At 73.1% G+C, this 20460-nt stretch carries 22 protein-coding genes and 1 riboswitch; of the genes, 9 read left to right on the top strand and 13 right to left on the bottom strand.

All coding sequences use genetic code 11. From position 1 onward, the window contains the following. Window positions 1-42 precede the first annotated feature (42 nt). Window positions 43-321, top strand: a complete 279-nt coding sequence (locus ACIOD1_RS19830; protein ID WP_401903614.1) for a hypothetical protein — start codon at window positions 43-45, stop codon at window positions 319-321. A gap of 18 nt (window positions 322-339) precedes the next feature. Here ACIOD1_RS19830 and ACIOD1_RS19825 read toward each other — a convergent pair whose 3' ends face one another. Further along, window positions 340-2274, bottom strand: a complete 1935-nt coding sequence (locus tag ACIOD1_RS19825) for an anthranilate synthase family protein (RefSeq protein ID WP_401903612.1) — start codon at window positions 2272-2274, stop codon at window positions 340-342. A 323-nt stretch (window positions 2275-2597) separates the two neighbouring features. Here ACIOD1_RS19825 and ACIOD1_RS19820 point away from each other — a divergent pair, with 323 nt between their 5' ends. Both ACIOD1_RS19820 and ACIOD1_RS19815 read left to right on the top strand, forming a co-directional pair. After that, complete coding sequence (locus tag ACIOD1_RS19820; RefSeq protein ID WP_365613608.1) at window positions 2598-3953, top strand: class II 3-deoxy-7-phosphoheptulonate synthase; 1356 nt, start codon at window positions 2598-2600, stop codon at window positions 3951-3953. 158 nt (window positions 3954-4111) lie between these two features. Beyond that, a complete protein-coding gene (locus ACIOD1_RS19815; RefSeq protein WP_365613606.1) occupies window positions 4112-4360 on the top strand; it encodes a (2Fe-2S)-binding protein in 249 nt (82 codons plus the stop codon). A 26-nt stretch (window positions 4361-4386) separates the two neighbouring features. Here the strand turns inward: ACIOD1_RS19815 and bfr are convergent, their stop codons facing one another. Further along, window positions 4387-4866: a bacterioferritin gene (bfr, locus tag ACIOD1_RS19810; RefSeq protein ID WP_365613603.1), complete on the bottom strand. Its 480-nt coding sequence runs from the start codon at window positions 4864-4866 to the stop codon at window positions 4387-4389. Window positions 4867-5039: 173 nt separating this feature from the next. Here bfr and ACIOD1_RS19805 point away from each other — a divergent pair, with 173 nt between their 5' ends. Continuing rightward, window positions 5040-5672, top strand: a complete 633-nt coding sequence (locus ACIOD1_RS19805; protein ID WP_365613601.1) for a sulfite oxidase-like oxidoreductase — start codon at window positions 5040-5042, stop codon at window positions 5670-5672. Window positions 5673-5683: 11 nt separating this feature from the next. Here the strand turns inward: ACIOD1_RS19805 and ACIOD1_RS19800 are convergent, their stop codons facing one another. The 6 genes from ACIOD1_RS19800 to thiO all read right to left on the bottom strand — a co-directional run bounded on the left by ACIOD1_RS19800 (window position 5684) and on the right by thiO (window position 11522). After that, window positions 5684-6247, bottom strand: a complete 564-nt coding sequence (locus tag ACIOD1_RS19800) for a DUF4396 domain-containing protein (protein ID WP_365613598.1) — start codon at window positions 6245-6247, stop codon at window positions 5684-5686. A gap of 107 nt (window positions 6248-6354) precedes the next feature. Beyond that, the gene (locus tag ACIOD1_RS19795; protein WP_365613595.1) at window positions 6355-7215 is read right to left on the bottom strand and encodes a deoxyribonuclease IV; all 861 of its coding nucleotides are present in this window, start codon (window positions 7213-7215) and stop codon (window positions 6355-6357) included. 6 nt (window positions 7216-7221) lie between these two features. Continuing rightward, window positions 7222-9144 (bottom strand): Stk1 family PASTA domain-containing Ser/Thr kinase, encoded by a 1923-nt coding sequence (gene pknB / locus ACIOD1_RS19790; RefSeq protein ID WP_365613592.1) that lies wholly within the window; start codon window positions 9142-9144, stop codon window positions 7222-7224. Window positions 9145-9265: 121 nt separating this feature from the next. Beyond that, the gene (locus tag ACIOD1_RS19785; protein WP_365613589.1) at window positions 9266-10060 is read right to left on the bottom strand and encodes a thiazole synthase; all 795 of its coding nucleotides are present in this window, start codon (window positions 10058-10060) and stop codon (window positions 9266-9268) included. A 5-nt stretch (window positions 10061-10065) separates the two neighbouring features. Then, window positions 10066-10266 carry a sulfur carrier protein ThiS gene (gene thiS, locus ACIOD1_RS19780; RefSeq protein ID WP_365613587.1) on the bottom strand — a complete coding sequence of 67 codons (201 nt, stop codon included), beginning with the start codon at window positions 10264-10266 and terminating at the stop codon, window positions 10066-10068. Beyond that, a complete protein-coding gene (thiO, locus tag ACIOD1_RS19775; protein WP_401903607.1) occupies window positions 10263-11522 on the bottom strand; it encodes a glycine oxidase ThiO in 1260 nt (419 codons plus the stop codon). The genes thiS and thiO overlap by 4 nt, the downstream gene beginning before the upstream one ends. Further along, window positions 11520-11632: riboswitch (TPP riboswitch) on the bottom strand. Its footprint overlaps the gene before it by 3 nt. 91 nt (window positions 11633-11723) lie before the next feature. On the opposite strand from thiO, the gene ACIOD1_RS19770 reads away from it, so the two are divergent. The 5 genes from ACIOD1_RS19770 (at window position 11724) to ACIOD1_RS19750 (ending at window position 16019) form a co-directional block, all read left to right on the top strand. Beyond that, window positions 11724-12953: an NAD(P)/FAD-dependent oxidoreductase gene (locus ACIOD1_RS19770; RefSeq protein ID WP_401903605.1), complete on the top strand. Its 1230-nt coding sequence runs from the start codon at window positions 11724-11726 to the stop codon at window positions 12951-12953. A 78-nt stretch (window positions 12954-13031) separates the two neighbouring features. After that, complete coding sequence (locus ACIOD1_RS19765; RefSeq protein WP_365613581.1) at window positions 13032-13397, top strand: Rv2175c family DNA-binding protein; 366 nt, start codon at window positions 13032-13034, stop codon at window positions 13395-13397. Between the two features lie 75 nt (window positions 13398-13472). Further along, window positions 13473-14111 (top strand): thiamine phosphate synthase, encoded by a 639-nt coding sequence (thiE, locus tag ACIOD1_RS19760; protein ID WP_401903603.1) that lies wholly within the window; start codon window positions 13473-13475, stop codon window positions 14109-14111. A 68-nt stretch (window positions 14112-14179) separates the two neighbouring features. Beyond that, window positions 14180-15094, top strand: a complete 915-nt coding sequence (metF, locus tag ACIOD1_RS19755; protein WP_365613576.1) for a methylenetetrahydrofolate reductase [NAD(P)H] — start codon at window positions 14180-14182, stop codon at window positions 15092-15094. A gap of 52 nt (window positions 15095-15146) precedes the next feature. Beyond that, window positions 15147-16019, top strand: a complete 873-nt coding sequence (locus ACIOD1_RS19750; RefSeq protein ID WP_365613573.1) for a hypothetical protein — start codon at window positions 15147-15149, stop codon at window positions 16017-16019. 52 nt (window positions 16020-16071) lie between these two features. Here ACIOD1_RS19750 and ACIOD1_RS19745 read toward each other — a convergent pair whose 3' ends face one another. The 5 genes from ACIOD1_RS19745 to ACIOD1_RS19725 all read right to left on the bottom strand — a co-directional run bounded on the left by ACIOD1_RS19745 (window position 16072) and on the right by ACIOD1_RS19725 (window position 20336). Continuing rightward, window positions 16072-17490 carry an NAD(P)/FAD-dependent oxidoreductase gene (locus ACIOD1_RS19745; RefSeq protein WP_365613570.1) on the bottom strand — a complete coding sequence of 473 codons (1419 nt, stop codon included), beginning with the start codon at window positions 17488-17490 and terminating at the stop codon, window positions 16072-16074. A gap of 31 nt (window positions 17491-17521) precedes the next feature. Beyond that, the gene (locus tag ACIOD1_RS19740; protein ID WP_365613567.1) at window positions 17522-18148 is read right to left on the bottom strand and encodes a DUF4126 domain-containing protein; all 627 of its coding nucleotides are present in this window, start codon (window positions 18146-18148) and stop codon (window positions 17522-17524) included. 167 nt (window positions 18149-18315) lie between these two features. Further along, window positions 18316-18720, bottom strand: coding sequence for a DUF3040 domain-containing protein (locus tag ACIOD1_RS19735; RefSeq protein WP_365613564.1), 405 nt, complete (start codon window positions 18718-18720; stop codon window positions 18316-18318). A 286-nt stretch (window positions 18721-19006) separates the two neighbouring features. Then, the gene (locus tag ACIOD1_RS19730) at window positions 19007-19765 is read right to left on the bottom strand and encodes a methyltransferase (RefSeq protein WP_401903600.1); all 759 of its coding nucleotides are present in this window, start codon (window positions 19763-19765) and stop codon (window positions 19007-19009) included. A 76-nt stretch (window positions 19766-19841) separates the two neighbouring features. After that, window positions 19842-20336: an SAV_6107 family HEPN domain-containing protein gene (locus tag ACIOD1_RS19725; protein WP_401903598.1), complete on the bottom strand. Its 495-nt coding sequence runs from the start codon at window positions 20334-20336 to the stop codon at window positions 19842-19844. Window positions 20337-20460: the final 124 nt, after the last annotated feature.

Here is a 20460-nt window from a genome sequence, read left to right as displayed (position 1 = left end):
CCCGACCCGCCCGGGAGTCGGGTCGGGGGATAGGTTCGGCCCGTGGACATCCCCGCGGCGCTCCGATGGATCCTGCTCGCCTGCGCCCTCATCAGCCTCTTCCTCGCCGTACGCGCGCTGCGGGCCGCACCCGGCGCCCGGACGGAGCCCTGGCTGGACACGACGGACCACGCGGTGAGCGCCTTCCTGTCCGCCGGGCTCGCCCTGCCCGGGGAACACCGGGGCCTCTCGCTCGGCGGGCTGGGCTGCCTGGGAGTGGTCCTGGCCTGGAGGGGCGTCCGCGCCGTCCGGGGCCGTCGGGCGAACCCGGACGCCGCGTAGGCCGTCTCCGGGCCGCCGCTACGCCGTCTCCTTCGCGCGCCGGGGCCGCTCCGGGGCCCCGGTCGGGGTCGTCAGCGCCGTGAGCAGCTCGCGCAGCAGCTCCGCGCCGCGCAGGGTGAGCACCGACTCCGGGTGGAACTGGACCCCCGCGAACCGTCCGGCGACCGACCGCAGGGCGTGCACCTCGCCGGTCTCCCGATCCCGGGCCACCTCGATCCCGCGCGGGGCCAGCTCCGCCGCGAGCGCCTCCGGGCAGTGCGCGGTGTACGTGTTGTAGAAGCCGACCACCTCCTCGGCCCCGAACAGGTCGATCCGGGTCTGGGCCCCCTGCGCGGGCTCCGTCTTGCGGACCAGCGGAAGCCCCAGCTCGGCGGCGAGCAGCTCGTGGCCCAGGCAGACCCCCAGGACGCCGCCGCGGTGGCCGGCCAGGAGGTCCCGGGCCAGCGCGCGCAGCGTCCGCATCTTGGGGTCGTCGGCGTCGGCGGGGTCGCCCGGCCCGGGGCCCAGGACCACCGGGCCCTCCCAGGCCAGGGCCGCGGCGCGCAGCCCGGGATCGTCGTGGCCCCGTACGGTCACCTCCAGCCCGGCCACCCGCAGCACGTGGGCCAGCATCGCCGTGAAGGTGTCCTCCCCGTCCACCACCAGGGCGTGCCCGAGGGTCTGCGCCGGCCGGTCCTGCATCCGCAGCCAGAAGGGGGCCAGGTCGCCCCGTCGGGCGGCCAGCGCCGCCCGCACCCGGGGGTCGTCCGCCAGCCGGACCTCCCGGAAGGCCGGCCGGGGCGCGGCCTCCCGCACCCCCAGGGCCGCGAGCACCCCGGCGGCCTTGGCGTGGGTTTCGGCGACCTCGCCCGCCGGGTCCGAGTGGCGGACCAGGGTGGCCCCGACCGGCACGCGCAGGGTCCCGTCCGCGGCGATGTCGGCGGTGCGGATGAGGATGGGGGAGTCCAGGGTCTGGGCCCCGGACGCGTCCAGGCCGAGGAGGGCCAGCGCCCCCGCGTAGTAGCCGCGCCCGCCGCTCTCGTACCGCTCGATGACCCGGCAGGCGTTCTGGACGGGCGAGCCCGTCACCGTCGCGGCGAACATGGTCTCCCGCAGCACCTCGCGGACGTCCAGCGAGGAGCGCCCGCGCAGCTCGTACTCGGTGTGCGCGAGGTGCGCCATCTCCTTCAGGCGCGGGCCGACGACGACCCCGCCCATGTCGCCGACGGTGCACATCATCTTGAGTTCCTCGTCGACCACCATCGAGAGTTCCTCGGTCTCCTTGCGGTCCCCGAGGAAGTCCAGCAGCGATGCGACGGTCGGGCCGCCCGCCGGGTAGCGGTAGGTTCCGCTGATCGGGTTCATCACGACCGTGCCGCCGGACATCCGCACGTGCACCTCGGGGCTGGCCCCGACGAGGGTCCGCGTCCCGGTGTGCACCACGTACGTCCAGTACGCGCCGCGCTCGCCCTCCAGCAGCCGCCGGAACAGCGCCAGGGCGTCGGCCCGGCCGAAGCCGTCGATCCGGCCGCCGAAGGTCCGCCGGATGACGAAGTTGGCGCCCTCGCCGCGCCCGATCTCCTCGCGGATCACCCGTTCGACCGTGTCCGCGTAGTGCGCGTCGCTGACGTCGAAGCCCCCGTCCGTCACCTCCACCCGGTGGTCGGGGAGGACGGCCAGGGCCTCGTCGAGCGGGACCTCCCAGACCTCCGAGGCGTGCAGCACGCTCAGCGGGGTGCCGTCGTCGCGGACGTCGAAGCCGCGTTCGCGGATCTGCCGGAAGGGGACGAGGGCCAGGGTGGGCAGCTCCCCGACGGGCAGGTCCGCGAGGCGCTCGACCTCGTGGACCTCCCCGACCAGCACCTCCACGATGTCGTGGTCGCGGCCGGGGGTGCGCCGGCGCAGCAGCGCGAACGGCGGGTGGGACGCGTCGAGGAGGTGGAGCAGTCGGCCGGCGTGCGCCTGGGTGGTCATGGTGGGCTGGTCGTCCTTCCGGTGGGCTCCGGGGGTGTCCGGAGGGGGGAAGGGCGGCCCGGGAAACACGAAAGGCCGCCCCTCGGGGCGGCCTTCGCTTCGTCGCTTCAGTGGGTACGCGCGAGAGGGGGGCCGCCGGGAGCGGTCCACCACCAGTTCAGGTTCGAGTGCGCGTACATGGCGCCCACCCTAGCCCACCGTGACGGGGCGAAGGGGGGATGACCACACGCGTCCCGAACCGGCGGAAATCACCATGAGGGACATCCGTCTCACGAAGTGGGCGGCGGGTTGGACGCGCCGTGTGACGCCGTAGTGTGTACAGGGTGACCGTGAACGCTGAATCCCAAGCCCCCGCCCCCGAGGCGACCTGGCGAGACCTTCCCGCGGCGCAGCAGCCTTCGTACCCCGATGCCGAGGCCCTGCGCGCTGTCGTCGCGGACCTCGAGTCGTATCCCCCGCTCGTTTTCGCGGGTGAGTGCGACCAGCTGCGTGCCCGTCTGGGAGCCGTCGCCAAGGGCGAGGCGTTCCTGCTCCAGGGTGGCGACTGTGCCGAGGCCTTCGACGCCGTGTCCGCCGACCACATCCGCGCCAAGCTGAAGACGCTGCTCCAGATGAGCGCCGTCCTGACGTACGCGGCCTCCGTGCCCGTCGTGAAGGTCGGCCGCATCGCGGGCCAGTACTCCAAGCCGCGCTCCAAGGACACCGAGACCCGCGACGGCATCACCCTGCCGACCTACCGCGGCGACTCCGTCAACGGCTTCCCCTTCACCGAAGCGGCCCGGATCCCGGACCCCGAGCGGCTCAAGCGCATGTACCACGCGTCGGCCTCCACGCTGAACCTGGTGCGCGCCTTCACCACCGGTGGATACGCCGACCTGCGCCAGGTGCACGCCTGGAACCAGGACTTCGTGAAGTCCTCCCCGTCCGGGCAGCGCTACGAGCAGCTCGCGCGGGAGATCGACAACGCGCTGAACTTCATGAAGGCGTGCGGCACCGACCCGGCCGAGTTCAAGGCCGTCGAGTTCTACGCCTCCCACGAGGCGCTGCTCCTCGACTACGAGGGTGCGCTGACCCGCACCGACTCGCGCACCGGCAAGCTGTACGACACCTCCGGCCACATGGTCTGGATCGGTGAGCGCACCCGCCAGCTGGACCACGCGCACATCGAGTTCTGCTCGCAGATCGCCAACCCGATCGGCGTCAAGCTCGGCCCCACCACCTCCGTGGACGAGGCGCTGACCTACATCGACCGCCTGGACCCCGAGCGCGAGCCGGGCCGGCTGACCTTCGTCGTCCGCATGGGCGCCGACAAGGTCCGCGACAAGCTCCCCGAGCTGGTCGAGAAGGTCACCGCCTCCGGTGCGACCGTGGGCTGGGTCACCGACCCGATGCACGGCAACACCTTCGAGGCGGCCTCCGGCCACAAGACGCGTCGTTTCGACGACGTGCTCGACGAGGTCAAGGGCTTCTTCGAGGTCCACAAGGGCCTCGGCACCCACCCGGGCGGCATCCACGTCGAGCTCACCGGTGACGATGTCACCGAGTGCGTGGGCGGCGGCGACGAGATCTTCGTCGACGACCTGCACCAGCGCTACGAGACGGCCTGCGACCCGCGGCTCAACCGCAGCCAGTCCCTGGACCTGGCGTTCCTCGTCGCCGAGATGTACCGCGACCAGTAGGGATCAGCACGTAGCTTCGTACGACAGTGGGGCGCGGATCGATGTGATCCGCGCCCCATCGTCGTGCCGAGGGCTTTTAGGGTTGCCTAACTTTAGGTACGGTTAGGTAAGCCTCACCGAATCGGGGATGGCTCGCCGAACGGCTCCGTCTCAGGGAGGTGAACCGCGTGTACGTCTGCTCTTGCTTCGGGATCACCGACAAGCAGGTGAAGGACCACGCGGCGTCGGGTGCCTGCACCCCCCGCCAGATCGCCTCGGCCACGAAGGCCGGCACCGACTGCGGTTCGTGCGTGCGCACCATCCAGGGCATCCTCGGCCGCGGCGCGTGCCCGCGGCGCGAGCTGCTGGAAAAGGGCGGGGCGGCGGTCGCGCTCGCCACCGACGCGGAGCTGGCCGAAGCCGCCTAGTCCGCGGTCCGGGCGGTGCGGACGGTTCAGCTCTCCGGCTGCTCGATCTGCTGGGCGATGTAGAGCGGCTCGCCGATGGCCTCGATCAGTTCGAGCTGGGTGTCGAGGTAGTCGATGTGGTGTTCCTCGTCCTCCAGGATCTCCTCGAAGAGGCGCGCGGAAGTGACGTCACCCTTGCCGCGCATCACCTCGATCCCGCGCTTGAGGCGGTCGATCGCCTCGACCTCCACCTGACGGTCGGCCTGGAACATCTCCGTCAGCGTCTGGCCGACGCGCACGTGGAAGAGGCGCTGGTAGTTGGGAAGACCGTCGAGCATCAGGATGCGCTCGGTGATCTTGTCCGCGTGCTTCATCTCGTCGATGGACTCGGCACGGGTGTAATGGGCGAGCTTCGTCCAACCCTTGTTGTCCTGGATGCGGTAGTGCAGCCAGTACTGGTTGATGGCCGTGAGCTCGCCGGTCAGCTGCTCGTTGAGAAACTCAAGGACCTCGGGGTCGCCCTGCATCGCAGAGGCTCCTTCCAAGCAATGTCAGCTATGTGACTGGGCAGGTGCGCGCATCCTTGCACCGCCGTCGGGGGCCGTCCAGTAAGTGCCTCCTTAGTGGGAGTTGCTGTGACTTGCCCGTTTGGGGTCTTGCCTGGTCGTGACCACCCCGCTACGTCTGTCACCATGGAGACATGGGTCAGCCGGAAAGCCGGGAATCTCCGGGAGCAGAGCAGCTGGAGCTGCCTCCGGGGCAGCGGTTGCAGCGCGGCTGGCCGGTCACCCACTACGGTCCCGTCCCCAAGTTCAAGCCGGAACGCTGGGAGTTCCGCGTCTTCGGTGCGACGGCCGACGGTGAGAAACACTGCTGGAACCACGAGGAGTTCGCGGCCCTGCCGTTCGACTCCGTCGTCGCGGACCTGCACTGCGTCACCAAGTTCAGCATGCTGGGCGCCGAATGGGGCGGGGTGTCCGCGCGCACCCTGTTGACGTTGGCGCCGCCGGCGCCGCAGGTCACGCACGTGATGGTGTGGGCCGAGTACGGCTTCAGCTCCAACCTGAGACTCGACGACTTCGCCGCCGAGCGCACCGTCTTCGCCACCCACATGGGCGGCGAACTGCTGACGGCGGAGCACGGGTTCCCCCTGCGGCTCGTGGTCCCGCACCTGTACGCCTGGAAGGGCCCCAAGTGGGTCCGCGGCATCGAGTACATGACCGCCGACCGACGCGGATTCTGGGAAGAGCGCGGCTACCACAACATCGGCGACCCGTGGCGCGAGCAGCGGTACTCCTACCAGGAGGAGCCGGGCGACGGTCCCGAGCTCTGACCCCCCGGGCGTCAGTGGTGGTACTGGTGGACGACCGCGTGGCCCTTGCCGCGCCCGATCATCCACTTGTTGACCGGCGTCGTGATCACGAAGGCCAGTGCCAGCGAGATCGCCAGCACCAACCAGAACAGCCCGTCCGACAGGTGGGCGTCCATGGCGCCCGGCCACAGCGCGATGACCCCGTTGTCGATCAGTTCCATGACGGCGATCGAGAGGGTGTCGGCGGCCAGCGCCACCCGGACGGCCGTACGCGCGTCCACTCCGGCGGCGAGGATCCCGCGCAGGGTGAGCGCGTAGCCGAAGAAGAACGCGAGGACGATCGCCAGGATCATCGTCGCGAGGTTGCCCCAGCCCAGCGCGGTACCGATGATCATGCCGAGCACCTCGCCGATGGCGCATCCGGTGAGGCAGTGCAGGGTGGCCCGCGCCGCCGTCCCCCAGCTCACCGCGCCGTGGCCGGAGTGGTCCCCGTGCTCGCCGTGCCGCTCGGCCCGGTGCCCGTGTCCGTGGTGCTCTGCGTGCCCGTGGTGCTCTGCTTGTTCGTGGTGCGCTGCGTGTTCGTGGTCCTGTTCCATGACGACCCCCTGATGCCTCGACCGGGAGCGGGAAACGCCGACTGACGGTTCCGCCGATATGGCAGAACCGTATACCCCCCTGGGGTATTCCTCAAGGGATCTCCGCGTCAGTGGAGGCCGCGCAACTCCTTCAGCAGCGCCACGTCGGCGGCGTGCCCCTCCTTGCCGCCGGGCGTCTCGATGATCAGGGGCACCCCGTCCGTCTCGGGGTGCGTCATCAGCTCGGCGAAGGCCTCCCGGCCGATGTGTCCCTGCCCGATGTTGGCGTGCCGGTCCTTGTGGGCGCCGACGCCCTCCTTCGAGTCGTTGGCGTGGATCAGCTTCAGACGGCCCGCGCCGACCGTCTCCACCAGCAGGTCCAGGGTCTGCTTGGCCCCGCCCGTCTCGGCGAGGTCGTGGCCGGCCGCGAAGACGTGACAGGTGTCCAGGCAGATGCCGAGCTTGGGGTGGTGGTCGAGCGCATCGAAGTAGGGCCCGAAGTCCCAGGTCCGCGAGCACAGCGAGAAGCCCTGCCCGGCCGTGGACTCCAGCAGCAGGAACGGGTCGTCGTCGTGGGTCAGCTCGTCCAGCAACGGCAGCATGTGCTCCCTGATCTGCGCGTACGCCTCCTCGCGCGGGCGCCCCCCGGTCGCCGAACCGGTGTGCACGACCACCCCGAGCGCGCCGATCTCACGGCCCCGGCGCAGCGAGTGCCGCAGGGACTCCACCGACTTCTCGACGGTCGCCTCGGTGTGGGAGCCGAAGTTGATCAGGTACGGGGCGTGCACGTACGCCGGGATCGACGCCTCGGCGCACCCGGCGCGGAACAGCTCGTCCTGCGCGGGGTTTCCCGTCGGGGTGGCCCAACCGCGCGGATTGGCCACGAACACCTGGACGGCCTCGGCGCCCATCTCACGGGCGTAGGGCAGGCCGACCGAGGCCAGCCCGCCGGCGACGGGCACGTGCCCGCCCACGGGATTGCGTGTCACCGGCGCTCACAGGCCCTTCGTCTTGACGGTGATGGTGCTGCCCTCGGGAGCGCTCTGGCCGCCGGGCACCGACTGGGTGTCGATCGTGCTGCTGAAGGAGAAGAAGGGGCGCTCCACCTTCACTTTGAAGCCGAGGCCCTCCAGCATCCTGCGGGCCACGTCCACGTCCTGGCCGGTCACGTCCGGCACCTGGACGGGCCGGGGACCCTTGGAAGGGGTCAGCGTCACCGTGTCACCGGCGGCGGCCTGGGCCGAGGGGGCGGGGGACTGGGCGGCGACGCTGCCGGCCGACTGCGCCGAGTTGACGCCTTCCGGGGCCACGACCACCTTGAGGCCCAGGCCCTCCAGCTGCCCCTTCGCGGCCGCCGGGTCCAGTCCGATCACGTTCGGGACCGGCACGGGGCGACCCTTGCTGACCACGAGGGAGACGGCGGTGTCCGGGGCCCGCTTCTGGCCGCCCGCCGGGTTGGTGGCGACCACCGAGCCCTGCGCGACGTCCTGGTCGAAGGCCTGGGTGACGATGCCCGGGGCCAGACCCGTCCTGGTCAGCTCGGCCTTCGCCTCCGCCAGCGTCCTGCCCTTGAGGTCGGGCACGCTGACCTCCTCGGGGCCGCGCGAGATCGTCAGGGCCACCGCGCCGTTGCCCCGGATCCGACGGCCACCGGGCGGGTCGGTGTTCATCACCGTGCCGCGGTCGAAGGACCCGCTGAACTTCCGGTCGACCCCCTTCACGCCCAGGCCGGCCGCCGACAGCTGGGCCCGGGCCTGCTCCTCCGTCTTGCCGAGGAGGTTGGGGACCTTGGTGAACTGGCCGGAGTTGATGTACCAGACGCCGCCGCCGATCCCGAGGGCCAGCAGGAGCCCGGCGACGACGAGGAGCACGCCGCGCCGGGGCCGCCCGCGGTGCGGGGCGGGGGCGGCGGAGTGGGAGTGGAGCGCCGGGGCGGACTCCAGCCGGGAGGTCTGGTTCACGGACTGCTGCGCGTGCGAGGCCGTCACCGGTCGGGCGATCACGCCGGTGCGGTCCTCGGCGGAGGACCGCTCGACGGCGTGCGCCTGCGGCGGTACGGCGTCCAGCTCGGCCTCGCCCGACCGTGCCCGGGCCTCCAGGGCCAGCCCGAGGAGGGCGGCGGCGTCGAGGGGGCGCAGCTCGGGGTCGCGGGCGGTGGCCCCGGCCACCAGCTCGTCGAGGGCGGCCGGAAGCCCGGGGACGAGCGCCGACGGGGGCGGGACGTCCTCGTGGAGGTGCTGGTAGATGACCTGGGCGGGGGAGCCGCCGGTGTGGGGCTTCGATCCGGTGAGCATCTCGTACAGGACGACGCCGCAGGCGTAGACGTCCACGCGGGTGTCGGTGACGCCGTTCTCGATCTGCTCGGGCGCCAGGTAGGAGACGGTGCCGAGGATCGAGCCGGTGGTGTTCGTGACGGAGTCCACGGAGCGGACCAGGCCGAAGTCGGCGACCTTGACCCGGCCGTCGTCGCCGATGAGGACGTTCTCCGGCTTCATGTCCCGGTGGACGAACCCGGCGCGGTGGGCGGCGCCGAGGGCGGCGAGGACCGGTTCGAGGATGTCCAGCGCGGCTCTCGGGTGGAGCGCGCCGCGCTCGCGGAGCACGTCGCGCAGGGTGCAGCCGGAGACGTACTCCATCGCGAGGTAGGTGAAGGGTCCGTCCGTGCCCTGGTCGAAGACGGCCACCACGTTGGGGTGGGCCAGGCGGGCCACGGACTTCGCCTCGCGGATGAAGCGGTCCACGAAGACGCCGTCGGCGGCCAGTGCCGGGTGCATCACCTTGAGCGCGAGGATCCGGTCGAGCCGGGTGTCGAGGGCCCGGTAGACCGTGGCCATGCCGCCGGCCGCGATACGGGCGTCGACGCGGTAGCGGCCGTCGAGCACGCGCCCGACGAGGGGGTCATCCAGGGTCGTATCCACCCGCCGATTCTACGAGCGCCCCACCGCGCCCCCGCCGGGGTCCCCTCGCTTGCAGCGCACCTGTGACGCATCCCGCTCCGAAAACGGGCCCGGCGCGCCGGAATCCCGGCGCGCCGGGACGTCAGAACGCCGGGCGTTCCGGGTCCAGGGCGGGGAGGCCCTCCTGCGGGGAGGAGGCCTGCGCGAAGCGGCGTTGGGGGATGCGGCCCGCGCGGAAGGCGAGCCGGCCCGCGGTGACGGCGTCCCGCATCGCGGCGGCCATCAGCACCGGAGACTGCGCCCGGGTCACGGCCGAGGCGAGCATCACACCCGCGCAGCCCAGTTCCATCGCCAGGGCCACGTCGGACGCGGTGCCCGCGCCCGCGTCCAGGATCACCGGGACCCCGGCCCGTTCGGTGATCAGCTCGAAGTTGTGCGGGTTGCGGATGCCCATGCCCGAGCCGATAGGGGAGCCGAGCGGCATGATCGCCGCGCAGCCCACGTCCTCCAGCTTGCGCGCCAGCACCGGGTCGTCGTTCGTGTAGGGCAGCACGGTGAAGCCCTCGTCGACGAGGACCTCGGCGGCGTCCAGCAGCTCGACCCCGTCCGGCAGGAGGGTGCGCTCGTCGGCGACCACCTCCAGCTTGATCCAGTCCGTGCCCAGTGCCTCCCGGGCCAGCCGGGCGGTGAGCACGGCCTCGCCCGCGGTGAAGCAGCCCGCCGTGTTCGGCAGGACCGCGATCCCGAGCCGCTCCAGGACGGACAGGACCGAGCCCTGCACCGTCGGGTCCAGGCGGCGCATGGCCACCGTGGTCAGCTCGGTGCCGGAGGCGATCAGGGCCCGTTCCAGGAGGTCCAGGCTCGGGGCCCCGCCCGTGCCCATGATCAACCGGGAGGAGAAGGTCCTCCCGGCGAGGGTGAAGAGGTCGTCGGCCATCGCGCTCAGCCCCCCTGCACGGCGGTGAGGACCTCGACGCGGTCGCCCTCGCCCACCGGGGTGCGGGACCACTGCCCGCGCGGGACGACGGTCTCGTTGAGGGCCGCGGCCACGCCGGACGGGGCCGCGCTCAGGGAGGCGACCACCGCGTCGAGGGTGGTGCCGGCCGCGATCTCGCGCGGCTCGCCGTTGACGGAGATGGTCATACGAGGGACTCCTGACGCGTGCGGGTGGTGGAGAAGCGGCGCGGGGTGAAGGGGCGGGCGACCTCCGGCACGACGCCGGTCGCGAGGAGCTCCGCCATGACGTCGCCGGTGAGCGGGGTCAGTAGCACCCCGTTGCGGTAGTGGCCCGTGGCCAGGTGCAGGCCCGGCAGCTCGGTCGGGCCGAGCAGCGGGGCGTTGTCGGGGGAGCCCGGGCGCAGGCCCGCGAGGGTTTCGGTCAGCGGGAGTTCGGTGATCCCGGGGACCAGCTCGTGGGCGTCGCGCAGCAGTTCGTAGACCCCGCCCGCCGTGACCGTGGTGTCCCAGCCGAGTTCCTCGCTGGTGGCGCCGACGACGAGTTCGCCGTTCTCGCGCGGCACCAGGTAGACGTGGCTGCCGCGCACGACGGCCCGTACGGTCCGCGACAGGAACGGCGCGTACGCCGCCGGCACCGTCAGCCGCAGGACCTGTCCCTTCACCGGCCGCACCGGCACCTCCACCTCGGGCGGCACCCCGGCCAGGCGCCCGCTGAGCGAGCCGGCCGCGAGGACGGTCTGGTCGGCGCGCAGCTCCGTACCGTCCTCCAGTACGGCGCCCAGCGCGCGGTCGGCCCCGGTCAGCAACCGCTCGGCCCTCGCCCGGTGCACGGTGACCCCGGCCCGTTCGCAGGCGGCCAGCAACGCCGCCGCGAGCCGGCGGGGGTCCACCTGGTGGTCGCCGTCGACGCGCAGCCCGCCGCGTACGCCGGGGGCCAGCATCGGCTCCAGGCGGCGGCACTCGCGTCCGGTGAGCCACTCCGACTCCAGGCCGCAGCGGCGCTGGAGGGCGTGGAGTTCCCGCAGGTGGAGGCGGTCGTCGGCGTCGAGGGCCACGGCGAGGGTGCCGCAGGCCCGGTAGCCGATGTCCAGGCCGCCGGAGGCCTCCGCCAGCTCGGCGGCGAATTGCGGGTAGCGGGCGGCGGAGGCCACGTTGAGCCCGAGGAGGGTCTCCTCGCCGTAGTGCAGCTCGGTGACGGCGGCCAACATGCCGGCCGCGACCCGGGCGGCGCCGCCGCCGGGGTCCGGGTCGGCCAGGGTGGTGCGCAGTCCGCGGCGGGCCGCCCGCCAGGCGGTGACCAGGCCGATCAGGCCACCCCCGATGACGAGGACGTCGGACCCCTTGCGGGACGGCCCGGACGTGCCGGATCCTGTGCCGGGTCCTTCGGGCGTGCGAGCCGTCCCGGACGTGCGAGCCGTCCCGGATGTTCGAGATGAGTGCATGGGCGTCCAGCCCCTCCCTTCGCCGGCATGACCCGGATCAGGTTCGTACGGTCGGAGGCCGGCCAGCCTCCCTCTCAGCCCGGTGCGCCCGGACTCCCGCGATAGGTACGGTGGCCAGACTAACCCCGGGGGCGACGGCGGGTAAGGCTGCCTCCCCGCCCCCTGTTCCTGACGGGCCGTCAGTTCAATAGGGTGGGCCGGGTGAGCGAGCAGACGGAACAGACGAAGCCCGGCGTTGTGATCGTCGGCGCCGGAATGGCCGGGGTACAGACCGCGGTGGCCCTGCGCGAACAGGGGTTCACCGGCCCCGTCACCCTGCTGGGAGCCGAACCCCACCAGCCCTACGACCGACCCCCGCTGTCCAAGGCGGTGCTGCTCGGCAAGGCCGAGGACTCCGCCTTCGACGTGGACTTCGAGGGCCTGGACATCGACCTGCGCCTCGGCGTCGAGGTCACCGGACTGTGCCCGGGGGAGCGCGAGCTGGACACCGAGGTCGGACCGGTCCCCTACGAGGTCCTCGTCCTGGCCACCGGCGCCGAACCGCTGACCCTCCCCGGCACCGAGTCCGTCCCGGGGGTCCACCTCCTGCGCACCCTCGACGACGCCGCCCGGCTGCGCCCCGTCCTGGCCGCCGCCCCGGCCGTCGTGGTCGTCGGCGCCGGCTGGATCGGCGCCGAGTTCGCCACGGCCGCCCGCGAGGCCGGCTGCGCCGTGACCGTGGTCGAGGCCGCCGACCGGGTCCTCGCCGGAGCCCTGCCCGCCGAGGTCGCCGCCCCCATGGCCCGCTGGTACGCCGAGGCCGGCGCCACCCTGCTCACCGGCGCCAGGGTGGCCGGCGTCGAGGAGGGCCGGGTCCGGCTGGAGGACGGCCGCGAGCTGGAGGCCGGCGCGGTGGTCGTCGGCATCGGCGCCCGCCCCGCCACGGGCTGGCTCGCCGGCACCGGGATCGAGCGCGGCCCGGACGGCTCCGTCACCGCCGACGCGCACCTGCGCACCTCCCTGCCCGGGGTGTACGCGGTCGGCGACTGCGCCTCCTTCCCCTCGGCCCGCTACGGCGCCCGCCTGTTGGTCCACCACTGGGACAACGCCCTCCAGGGCCCCCGCACCGTCGCCGCGAACATCCTCGCCGGCCCGACGGGGGAGCCCGTACCGCCCTACGACCCGGTGCCCTACTTCTGGTCCGAGCAGTTCGGCCGCTTCGTGCAGTACGCCGGCCACCACGGCGGCGCCGACACCCTGATCGGGCGCGGCGACCCGGGCGGGGCCGCCTGGTCGGTGTGCTGGCTGCGCGAGGGGGCCCTGGTCGGCGTCCTCGCCGTGGGTCGGCCCCGGGACATCGCCCAGGGCCGCAGGCTCATCGAGTCGGCCGCGCCCCTCGACCCCGCGAAGGTCGCCGACCCGGCCGTCGCGCTGAAATCCGCCCTCGCCTGACCCGCCCGGCGCCCGGCCCCGACCCGGACGGACGGGGCCAGGTACCGGGTCTCGGCCCGAGATGGCAGGCTTGTCCCCGTGACCGAGATTGACGCAAAGATCGATGCCCTTGTCCCCGCCTGGCTGTACCTCCCCGACATCGCGGAGATGCTCGACATCGAAGTGACCCGGGTCCGCCAGCTGGTCAAGGAAGGTCAGCTGCTCGCCGTGCGCCGCGGCGAGAACCGCTCCCTCCAGGTGCCCGCCCCCTTCCTCGACGGCGACAAGATCGTCAAGGGTCTCGTCGGACTGCTGACCGTCCTGCGCGACGACGGCTTCTCCGACGCGGAGATCCTGGAGTGGATGTTCACGCCGGACCCGACCCTGCCCGGAACCCCCGCTCAGGCGCTGAGCGAGAATCGCGGCACGGAGGTGAAGCGTCGCGCTCAGGCGCTCGCCCTCTGACCGGCTGATCCACAGGCGTACGGGGCCGACGCGCGCGCGTCGGCCCCGTACGCCACCACCACGGGGGGTACACCCATGCAGCAGCTGTCCGACGCCCGGCTCTACCTGTGCACGGACGCGCGCAAGCGGCAGGGCGACCTCCCCGAGTTCCTGGACGCGGCCCTGTCCGGCGGGGTCGACGTCGTCCAGCTCCGCGACAAGGGCATGGAAGCCGCCGAGGAACTCGAACACCTCGCGGTCTTCGCCGAGGCCGCCCGCCGCCACGGCAGGCTCCTCGCCGTGAACGACCGCGCCGATGTCGCGCACGCCATCGGCTCCGACGTCCTCCACCTCGGTCAGGGCGACATCCCCGTCCCCGCCGCCCGCGCGATCCTGGCCCCCGGCGTGCTCATCGGCCGCTCCTGCCACTCCGAGGCAGAGGTCGACGCCGCCGCCGCCGAGCCCGGAGTGGACTACTTCTGCACCGGCCCCTGCTGGCCCACCCCCACCAAGCCCGGCCGGTACGCCCCCGGACTCGACCTCGTGCGCCACGCGGCCTCCCTCGCCCAGGACCGGCCCTGGTTCGCCATCGGCGGCATCGACCTCGGCAACCTCGACGAGGTCCTCGACGCCGGAGCCACCCGTGTGGTGGTGGTCCGCGCGATCACCGAGGCCTCCGACCCGAGGGCCGCCGCCGCCGAACTCTCCGAGAAGATCCGCGCCCGCCTGGCATAGTGTCCAAAAACGCGTCCAATGGGTGGACGCGGCTTCGGTGTCCGCAGCGCCGCGTCTAACCTGCCCGTATGGCCTCTGGTACCGCTTCCACCTGGTCGGACCGTGCACACACCGTCCGGGACCTCATCGCGTCCGGGCGCTCGTACTCCTTCGAGTTCTGGGCCCCCAAGACCGAGAAGGGCGAGCGCAACCTCTGGAACGCGCTCCGCCGGATCGAGGCGGTATCCCCGAGCTTCGTCTCCGTCACCTACGGCGCCGGCGGCTCGACCCGCGGCGGCACCGTCCGGGCCACCGAGCAGATCGCCGCGAACACCACCCTGACGCCCGTCGCGCACCTCACCGCGGTGGACCACTCCATCGCCGAGCTGCGCCACGTCATCGGCCAGTTCGCCGACGCCGGGATCCGCAACATGCTCGCCGTGCGCGGAGACCCGCCGGGCGACCCCATGGGTCCGTGGGTCAGGCACCCCGAGGGCGTCGAGTACGCGGCCGACCTCGTGCGCCTGCTCAAGGAGTCGGGCGACTTCTGCGTGGGCGTCGCGGCCTTCCCCGAGATGCACCCGCGCTCGGAGGACTGGGACACGGACATCCGGCACTTCGTGGACAAGTGCCGCGCGGGCGCCGACTACGCGATCACCCAGATGTTCTTCGATCCGGAGAATTATCTGCGGCTGCGCGACAGCGTCGAGAAGGCGGGCTGCGAAACCCCGATCATCCCCGAGGTCATGCCTGTTGTGAGCATCAAGCAGCTCGATCGGCTGCCGCAACTGAGCACCGCGCTCTTCCCCGCGGATGTGAAAGAGCGCATGCTCGCCGTCAAGGACGATCCCGCCGCTGTACGCTCCATTGGCATCGAGTTCGCCACGGAGTTCTGCGCGCGGCTGCTGTCCGAGGGTGTCCCGGGGCTGCACTTCATCACGCTGAACAACTCCACGGCGACCCTTGAGATCTACGAGAACCTGGGCCTGCACCAGCGGGCCTGATCGGCCGTATCCCCGTCTCCCGCGCGGTCGGCCGTACCGAGAGGGGCCCCGGATGGGAATGACGGTCCTCTACACCGCGTTCGGATTCGTCGCGTTGTGGCTGCTTGCCGAGGTCCTGATGCAGTACAAGGCGCGGCTGCGCTGGCGGCTGCTCGCCTTCACCGGCTTCCTCGCGGTCGTGGCGGGGGTGTTGCTGCCCTCGGTGCTCGTCATCGCCGCCGGGGCCACGGCCTTCGCCGTCGGCCAGATCCTGGTCACGCTCTCCTTCCGCAAGGGCTTCGTGGCCGGCTGGGCCCTGCGCCGCGGCAAGGACGCGGCGCCGGCGCCGCGGGAACGGAAGTCCGGACGTCGGCGCGCGGGCGGCCCCGCGCGACCCGAGCCCGCGCTGGAGGTGACCGGGCTGGAGTACGGCGCCCGGGGCCGCGGCGAGGAAGACGGCCGTGAGGACTCGGTGTTCACCCCCGAGCCGGTCCCCGAGGACACGGGCTCCTACGGGATCCAGGGCCTCGTCCCGCAACAGCCCGACGCGACGACCGCCTTCGCCTCGCCCTTCACCACCCCCGAGCAGGACGCCCACCAGTACGCGGCCTCCTACGACCCCCGGCAGGGCCAGGGCGGCTACGACTACACCACCGGCTACCCGACGGGCGAGCAACAGGTCTACGCCGCCTACTCGGACCCGTACATCGGCACCGGCGGCGGGGTCGCCCCGGCGCCCCCCTACGGCAACGCGGACTACGCGCCCTACGCCGACTACTCGCAGCAGCAGTACTCCATGGACACCCCGCCCGGCGGGGTCTGGGTACCGCAGCAGCGGGGCGCCGACGCGCCGCCGGTCCACCCGGAGCAGGACCCGCAGCAGCAGCCGCCGCAGCAGGGCTACCCGTACCAGGGCAACGGCGAGTACGAGCAGTACCGCTACTGAGACCGGCCACCGGTCGCGGGGCCGGGCCCCGGCCCGGCCCCCCGACCCGGGCTCACCGCGAGCCCCGGAACTCCGCGCCCTCCACGATCAGTCCGGCCACCAGGGCCCCCGACATCCCGGCGTGCGCCAGCCCGCCGCCCGGGTGCGCCCACCCGCCCGCCAGGTACAGCCCGGGCAGGGCCGTCGCGTTCGCCGGATACAGCAGCCGCCCGCCGGCGCCCGCGAGGGCGGGCGGGGGCACCGAACCGCCCAGCGCCCCGGTGGCCGCCTCCACGTCCTCGGGGGTGCGCACCTCCTCCCACAACAGCCGCTTGCGCAGCTCCGGGACGGCCCGTGCGGCCAGGTCCAGCAGCGCCTCGGGGTCCGGCACCGGAGCCCCGCCCGCGGGCCCGCAGACGGCGCTCACGGTGACCGCCTCGTGGTCCGCGTCGGGCCGCGTCGCCGGGTCGTCCGGGCGCAGCACGGTGACGGCCGGCCCCGAGGAGTGCACCAGGGTGCGGTGCACGGCGTCGTCGGGGCGGGCCCCGCGCAGCGCCAGCAGCAGGGTGATCCGGCCGGGCTCCTCCCTGCCGCGGGCCGGCACGCCGTCCCGCAGCCCCGCCCGGCGGGCTGGAAGCAGCCTCGGGTCGATGCCGCAGACCACCGAGTCGGCGTCGGCGGTGGTGCCGTCGGCCAGCACCACCCCGGCCGCCCGGCCCTCCCGGGAGAGCACCTCCCGGACGGGCGTGTCGAACAGGAAGGTGACCTTACGCTCCAGGCAGCGCTCGTACACGGCGGTGGCCAGCTCCCGCATCCCGCCCCGGGGGTACCAGCTGCCGAAGGTCTGCTCCATGTAGGGCAGCGCCGCCGCCGAGGCGGGCGCGGAGTCGGGGTCCAGTCCGTACGAGCGCACCCGCTCGGACAGCAGCTCCCCGAGCCCGCCGCCCAGCTCGCGCCGGGCCGTCTCGGCCAGCGTCGGCGGACGGCGGCGCAGCAGCCCGCTCCCGCGCGGCGCGGGGTAGGGGTCGCGGCCGAGTTCGCGCCAGTCGGGGCGCAGGGGCTCCTCCAGCAGGGGGCGCCGGGTGGCGTCCCAGGTGTCGCGGGCGCGCCCCAGCACGGTGTTCCAGCGCTCGCCCGCCCCGGCGCCGAAGGCCTCGTCGAGGGCGGCGGCGACCCCGCCGCGCGAGGCGCCCGGAAGGGTGACGGAGGTGCCGTGCAGGACGTGCCGGACCGCCGGGTCCAGCTGCACCAGGTCGACGTGGTCCTCCAGGGGCCCCCTGCCCGTCTTCACGAACAGGTCGCGGTAGACCGCGGGCAGGTGCAACACCCCCGGCCCGGTGTCGAAGACGAACCCGTCGCGCTCGTAGCGGCCGACCGCGCCGCCGTACGTGGACCCGCGCTCGTACACCGTCACCCGGTGCCCCGCCACGGCCAGCCGTGCCGCCGTAGCCATCGCGCCCATGCCGGCGCCGATCACCGCAATTCCTGCCATGCGGCTGAGCCTATCGAGCGAGGTCAGGACCTCAGCGGGGTGGTGCCCCGGTGGCGGCCCGGGCCTCGCTCGCCAGCCGCTTCTCCTCACGGCGCCGCGCGCGCCGGCGCAGGTAGCGGCGGATCCGCGTCCACAGGAAGACCAGCAGGGCCAGGCCGACGGCCAGCAGTACGGCCGCGATGATCGCGGCGGCCTGCGGGTTGAACATCGCGAAGGTGACGATGCCGCACACGCCGAGGTCCTCGGCGGTGCTCATCACGATGTTGCTGAACGGCTCGGGCGAGGTGTTGATCGCCATCCGGGTGCCGGCCTTGACCGCGTGGCTGGCCAGGGCGGTGGAACCGCCGATGGCGCCCGCCGCGATGTCGGAGAGCGAGCCGCTCTGTCCGGCCAGCAGGGCGCCGACCACCGCCCCGGCGAGGGGCCGGATCACCGTGTGGACGGTGTCCCAGAGGGAGTCCACGTAGGGGATCTTGTCGGCGCCCGCCTCGCAGAGGAAGAGCACGCCCGCCACGATCAGGACGTCGGGGCGCTGGAGCGAGGCCGGGACCTCGTCGGTCAGACCGGTCGCGCCGAAGAGGCCGAGCAGGAGGACCACGGCGTAGGCGTTGATCCCGCTGGCCCAGCCGCTGGTGAAGACCAGGGGGAGCACACTCACCCGGTCATCATGCAGCAGAACGGGGGAGGGGGCGGGAAGAAACGGCGGACGCGACGGGGGACGAGCCGGGGGGCGCGCCGGGTCGGCGGCGACCGGGCGCGGTCCGGGAACGCGACGAGGGGACGGCCGCGCGCGCGGTCGTCCCCTCGGGGCTGAGCTTCGTGGGGCTACTGCCCCTGTTCGTCACGGCGGCGCTGCCACCGTTCCTCGATGCGGGTCATCATCGACCGACGCTGCCGACCGCGGCCACCGTGGGCCGCGGCGTCTGTACTGCCGGAGACGGGCTGCTCGCCGGGCTTGGGTGCCTTGCGCCAACCGGTGACCACGAGGACCGTACAGGCCAGCATGACGAGGAATCCCACCACGCTGATCCAGAGCACTTCCTGCCAGATCACACCGGTCATGAGGAGCGCGATACCCACCACAATGCCTGCGACTGCCTGGTAGACCCGTCGTCGGGTGTACGTGCGCAGTCCACTGCCCTCAAGCGCTGTCGCGAACTTGGGGTCTTCGGCGTACAGCGCTCGCTCCATCTGCTCGAGCATGCGCTGCTCGTGCTCCGAGAGCGGCACGGGAGTCCTCCTCATCCGTCGGTCGCGGGGGTAGCGACCAGGGGTCCCCTTCAGGATAGGCGGGGAATCGCCCCCGTGACACCCGCCCTCTACGCCACATTCTGCAATCCACGGCGCCCGAACGCTGCGCCTCGGATCTGGGTCAAACGTACCGTCGCCAGCGCGGTCACTGAGGCGCTTATTCCCCATTGAACAGTCCGCCATGCCGACCGGTGCTTCGATCATACGGTGACACGCGCCGGATCGGAGGGTGGAGTGACGGACCGGTTACGGGAAAGCCCGCAGATCAGGCGGGCTTCTCGCCCAAAATGTGCAGTTGTGTGGCGACCGCGTGGAAGGCCGGCAGCTCCGCCGCGGCCTCCTCCAGTCGCAGCAACGCCTCGACCGCGCCCGGCTCGGTGTCCACCAGGACTCCGGGGACGAGGTCGGCGAAGATCCGGACCCCGTGCACGGCGCCCACCCGCAGGCCGGCCCCGCCGACGAGCTCGGAGAGCTGCTCGGCGGTGAAGCGGCGCGGCACCGGGTCGCCGGAGCCCCAGCGCCCGGCCGGGTCGGTGAGCGCGGTACGGGCCTCGGTGAAGTGGCCGGCCAGCGCGCGCGCCAGCACGGCCCCGCCGACGCCGGCGCCGAGCAGGCTGAGCACGCCGCCGGGGCGCAAGGCCGCGACGGCGTTGGCCACGCCCTCGGCCGGCTCGTCCACGTACTCCAGCACGCCGTGGCACAGCACTACGTCGTAGGCGTCCCGCTCGACCACGTCGAGGAGGCCCTGGGCGTCGCCCTGGACCCCGCGCACCAGATCGGCGACGCCGGCCTCGGCGACCCGGCGCTCCAGCCCGAACAGCGCGTTCGGGCTGGGGTCGACCACGGTCACCCGGTGGCCCAGGTGGGCCACCGGCACGGCGAACTTGCCGGTGCCGCCGCCGGTGTCCAGGACGTCGAGCACATCCCGCCCGGTCGCCTTCACCCGGCGGTCGAGGGCCTCCTTGAGGACCTCCCACACCACGGCGGTGCGGAGGGCGGCACGGGGGCGGGAAATGTCCGACACGACTGATGGCTCCTCGGCGCGTAAGGGTGGGGGATCGGTGCGCCTCCCACCCTATGGCCTCGGCCGATCGGCCGGCTCATCCCGCGTGCGGACGCTCCGGTCGTGGCTGCGGGAGCGGCGGCGCCGAGGGCCCGGCGACGGGCCGGAGCGCGAGCATCCGCTCCACCAACCGCAGGAACATGCCCACTTCGCGCACCAGGTCGTCGGCTTCCCGGCCGGTCGCCGCGTCCCGTATGCCGGCCTCGGCCCTGGCCCGGCGGTCGGCGCCCGAGGCGAACAGGGCGCTCCACTCGGTCAGCTCCGGCGCTATCTCCGGCAGCACCTCCCACGCGCTGCGGATCCGGGGCCGTCGCCTCGGGTGCGCGGGCTCGGGCCGGCCGCGCGCGGCGAGGACGGCCGCGGCGGCGCGCAGCGCGGCCAGATGGGCCGTGGCGTACCGCTCGTTGGGCCGGTCCAGCCGGGCGGCCTCGGCCAGGCCGCGGTGGGCCTTGGCCAGCAGGTCCAGGGCGGCCGGGGGTGCGGCCGACCTGCGCGGGACGGGGTGGACAGGGGACGGGGACGGTGTGGCCATGACGAACCTCCTGTCGTTGCGGGTGCTGCGTCGGTCGCGCCGTTCGTCGGTGGTGCCGTGTGGTGCTGCGGTCCGGTGGTGCGGTCGGTGCTGCGGTCGTGTGGTGCCGTGCGGTGGTGCCGGT

Origin of the sequence: Streptomyces sp. NPDC088097 (assembly GCF_044741845.1) — a bacterium.
GTDB lineage: Bacteria > Actinomycetota > Actinomycetes > Streptomycetales > Streptomycetaceae > Streptomyces.
Note: the sequence above shows the minus strand (reverse complement) of the source record. Positions and strands in the feature narration are given on the sequence as shown.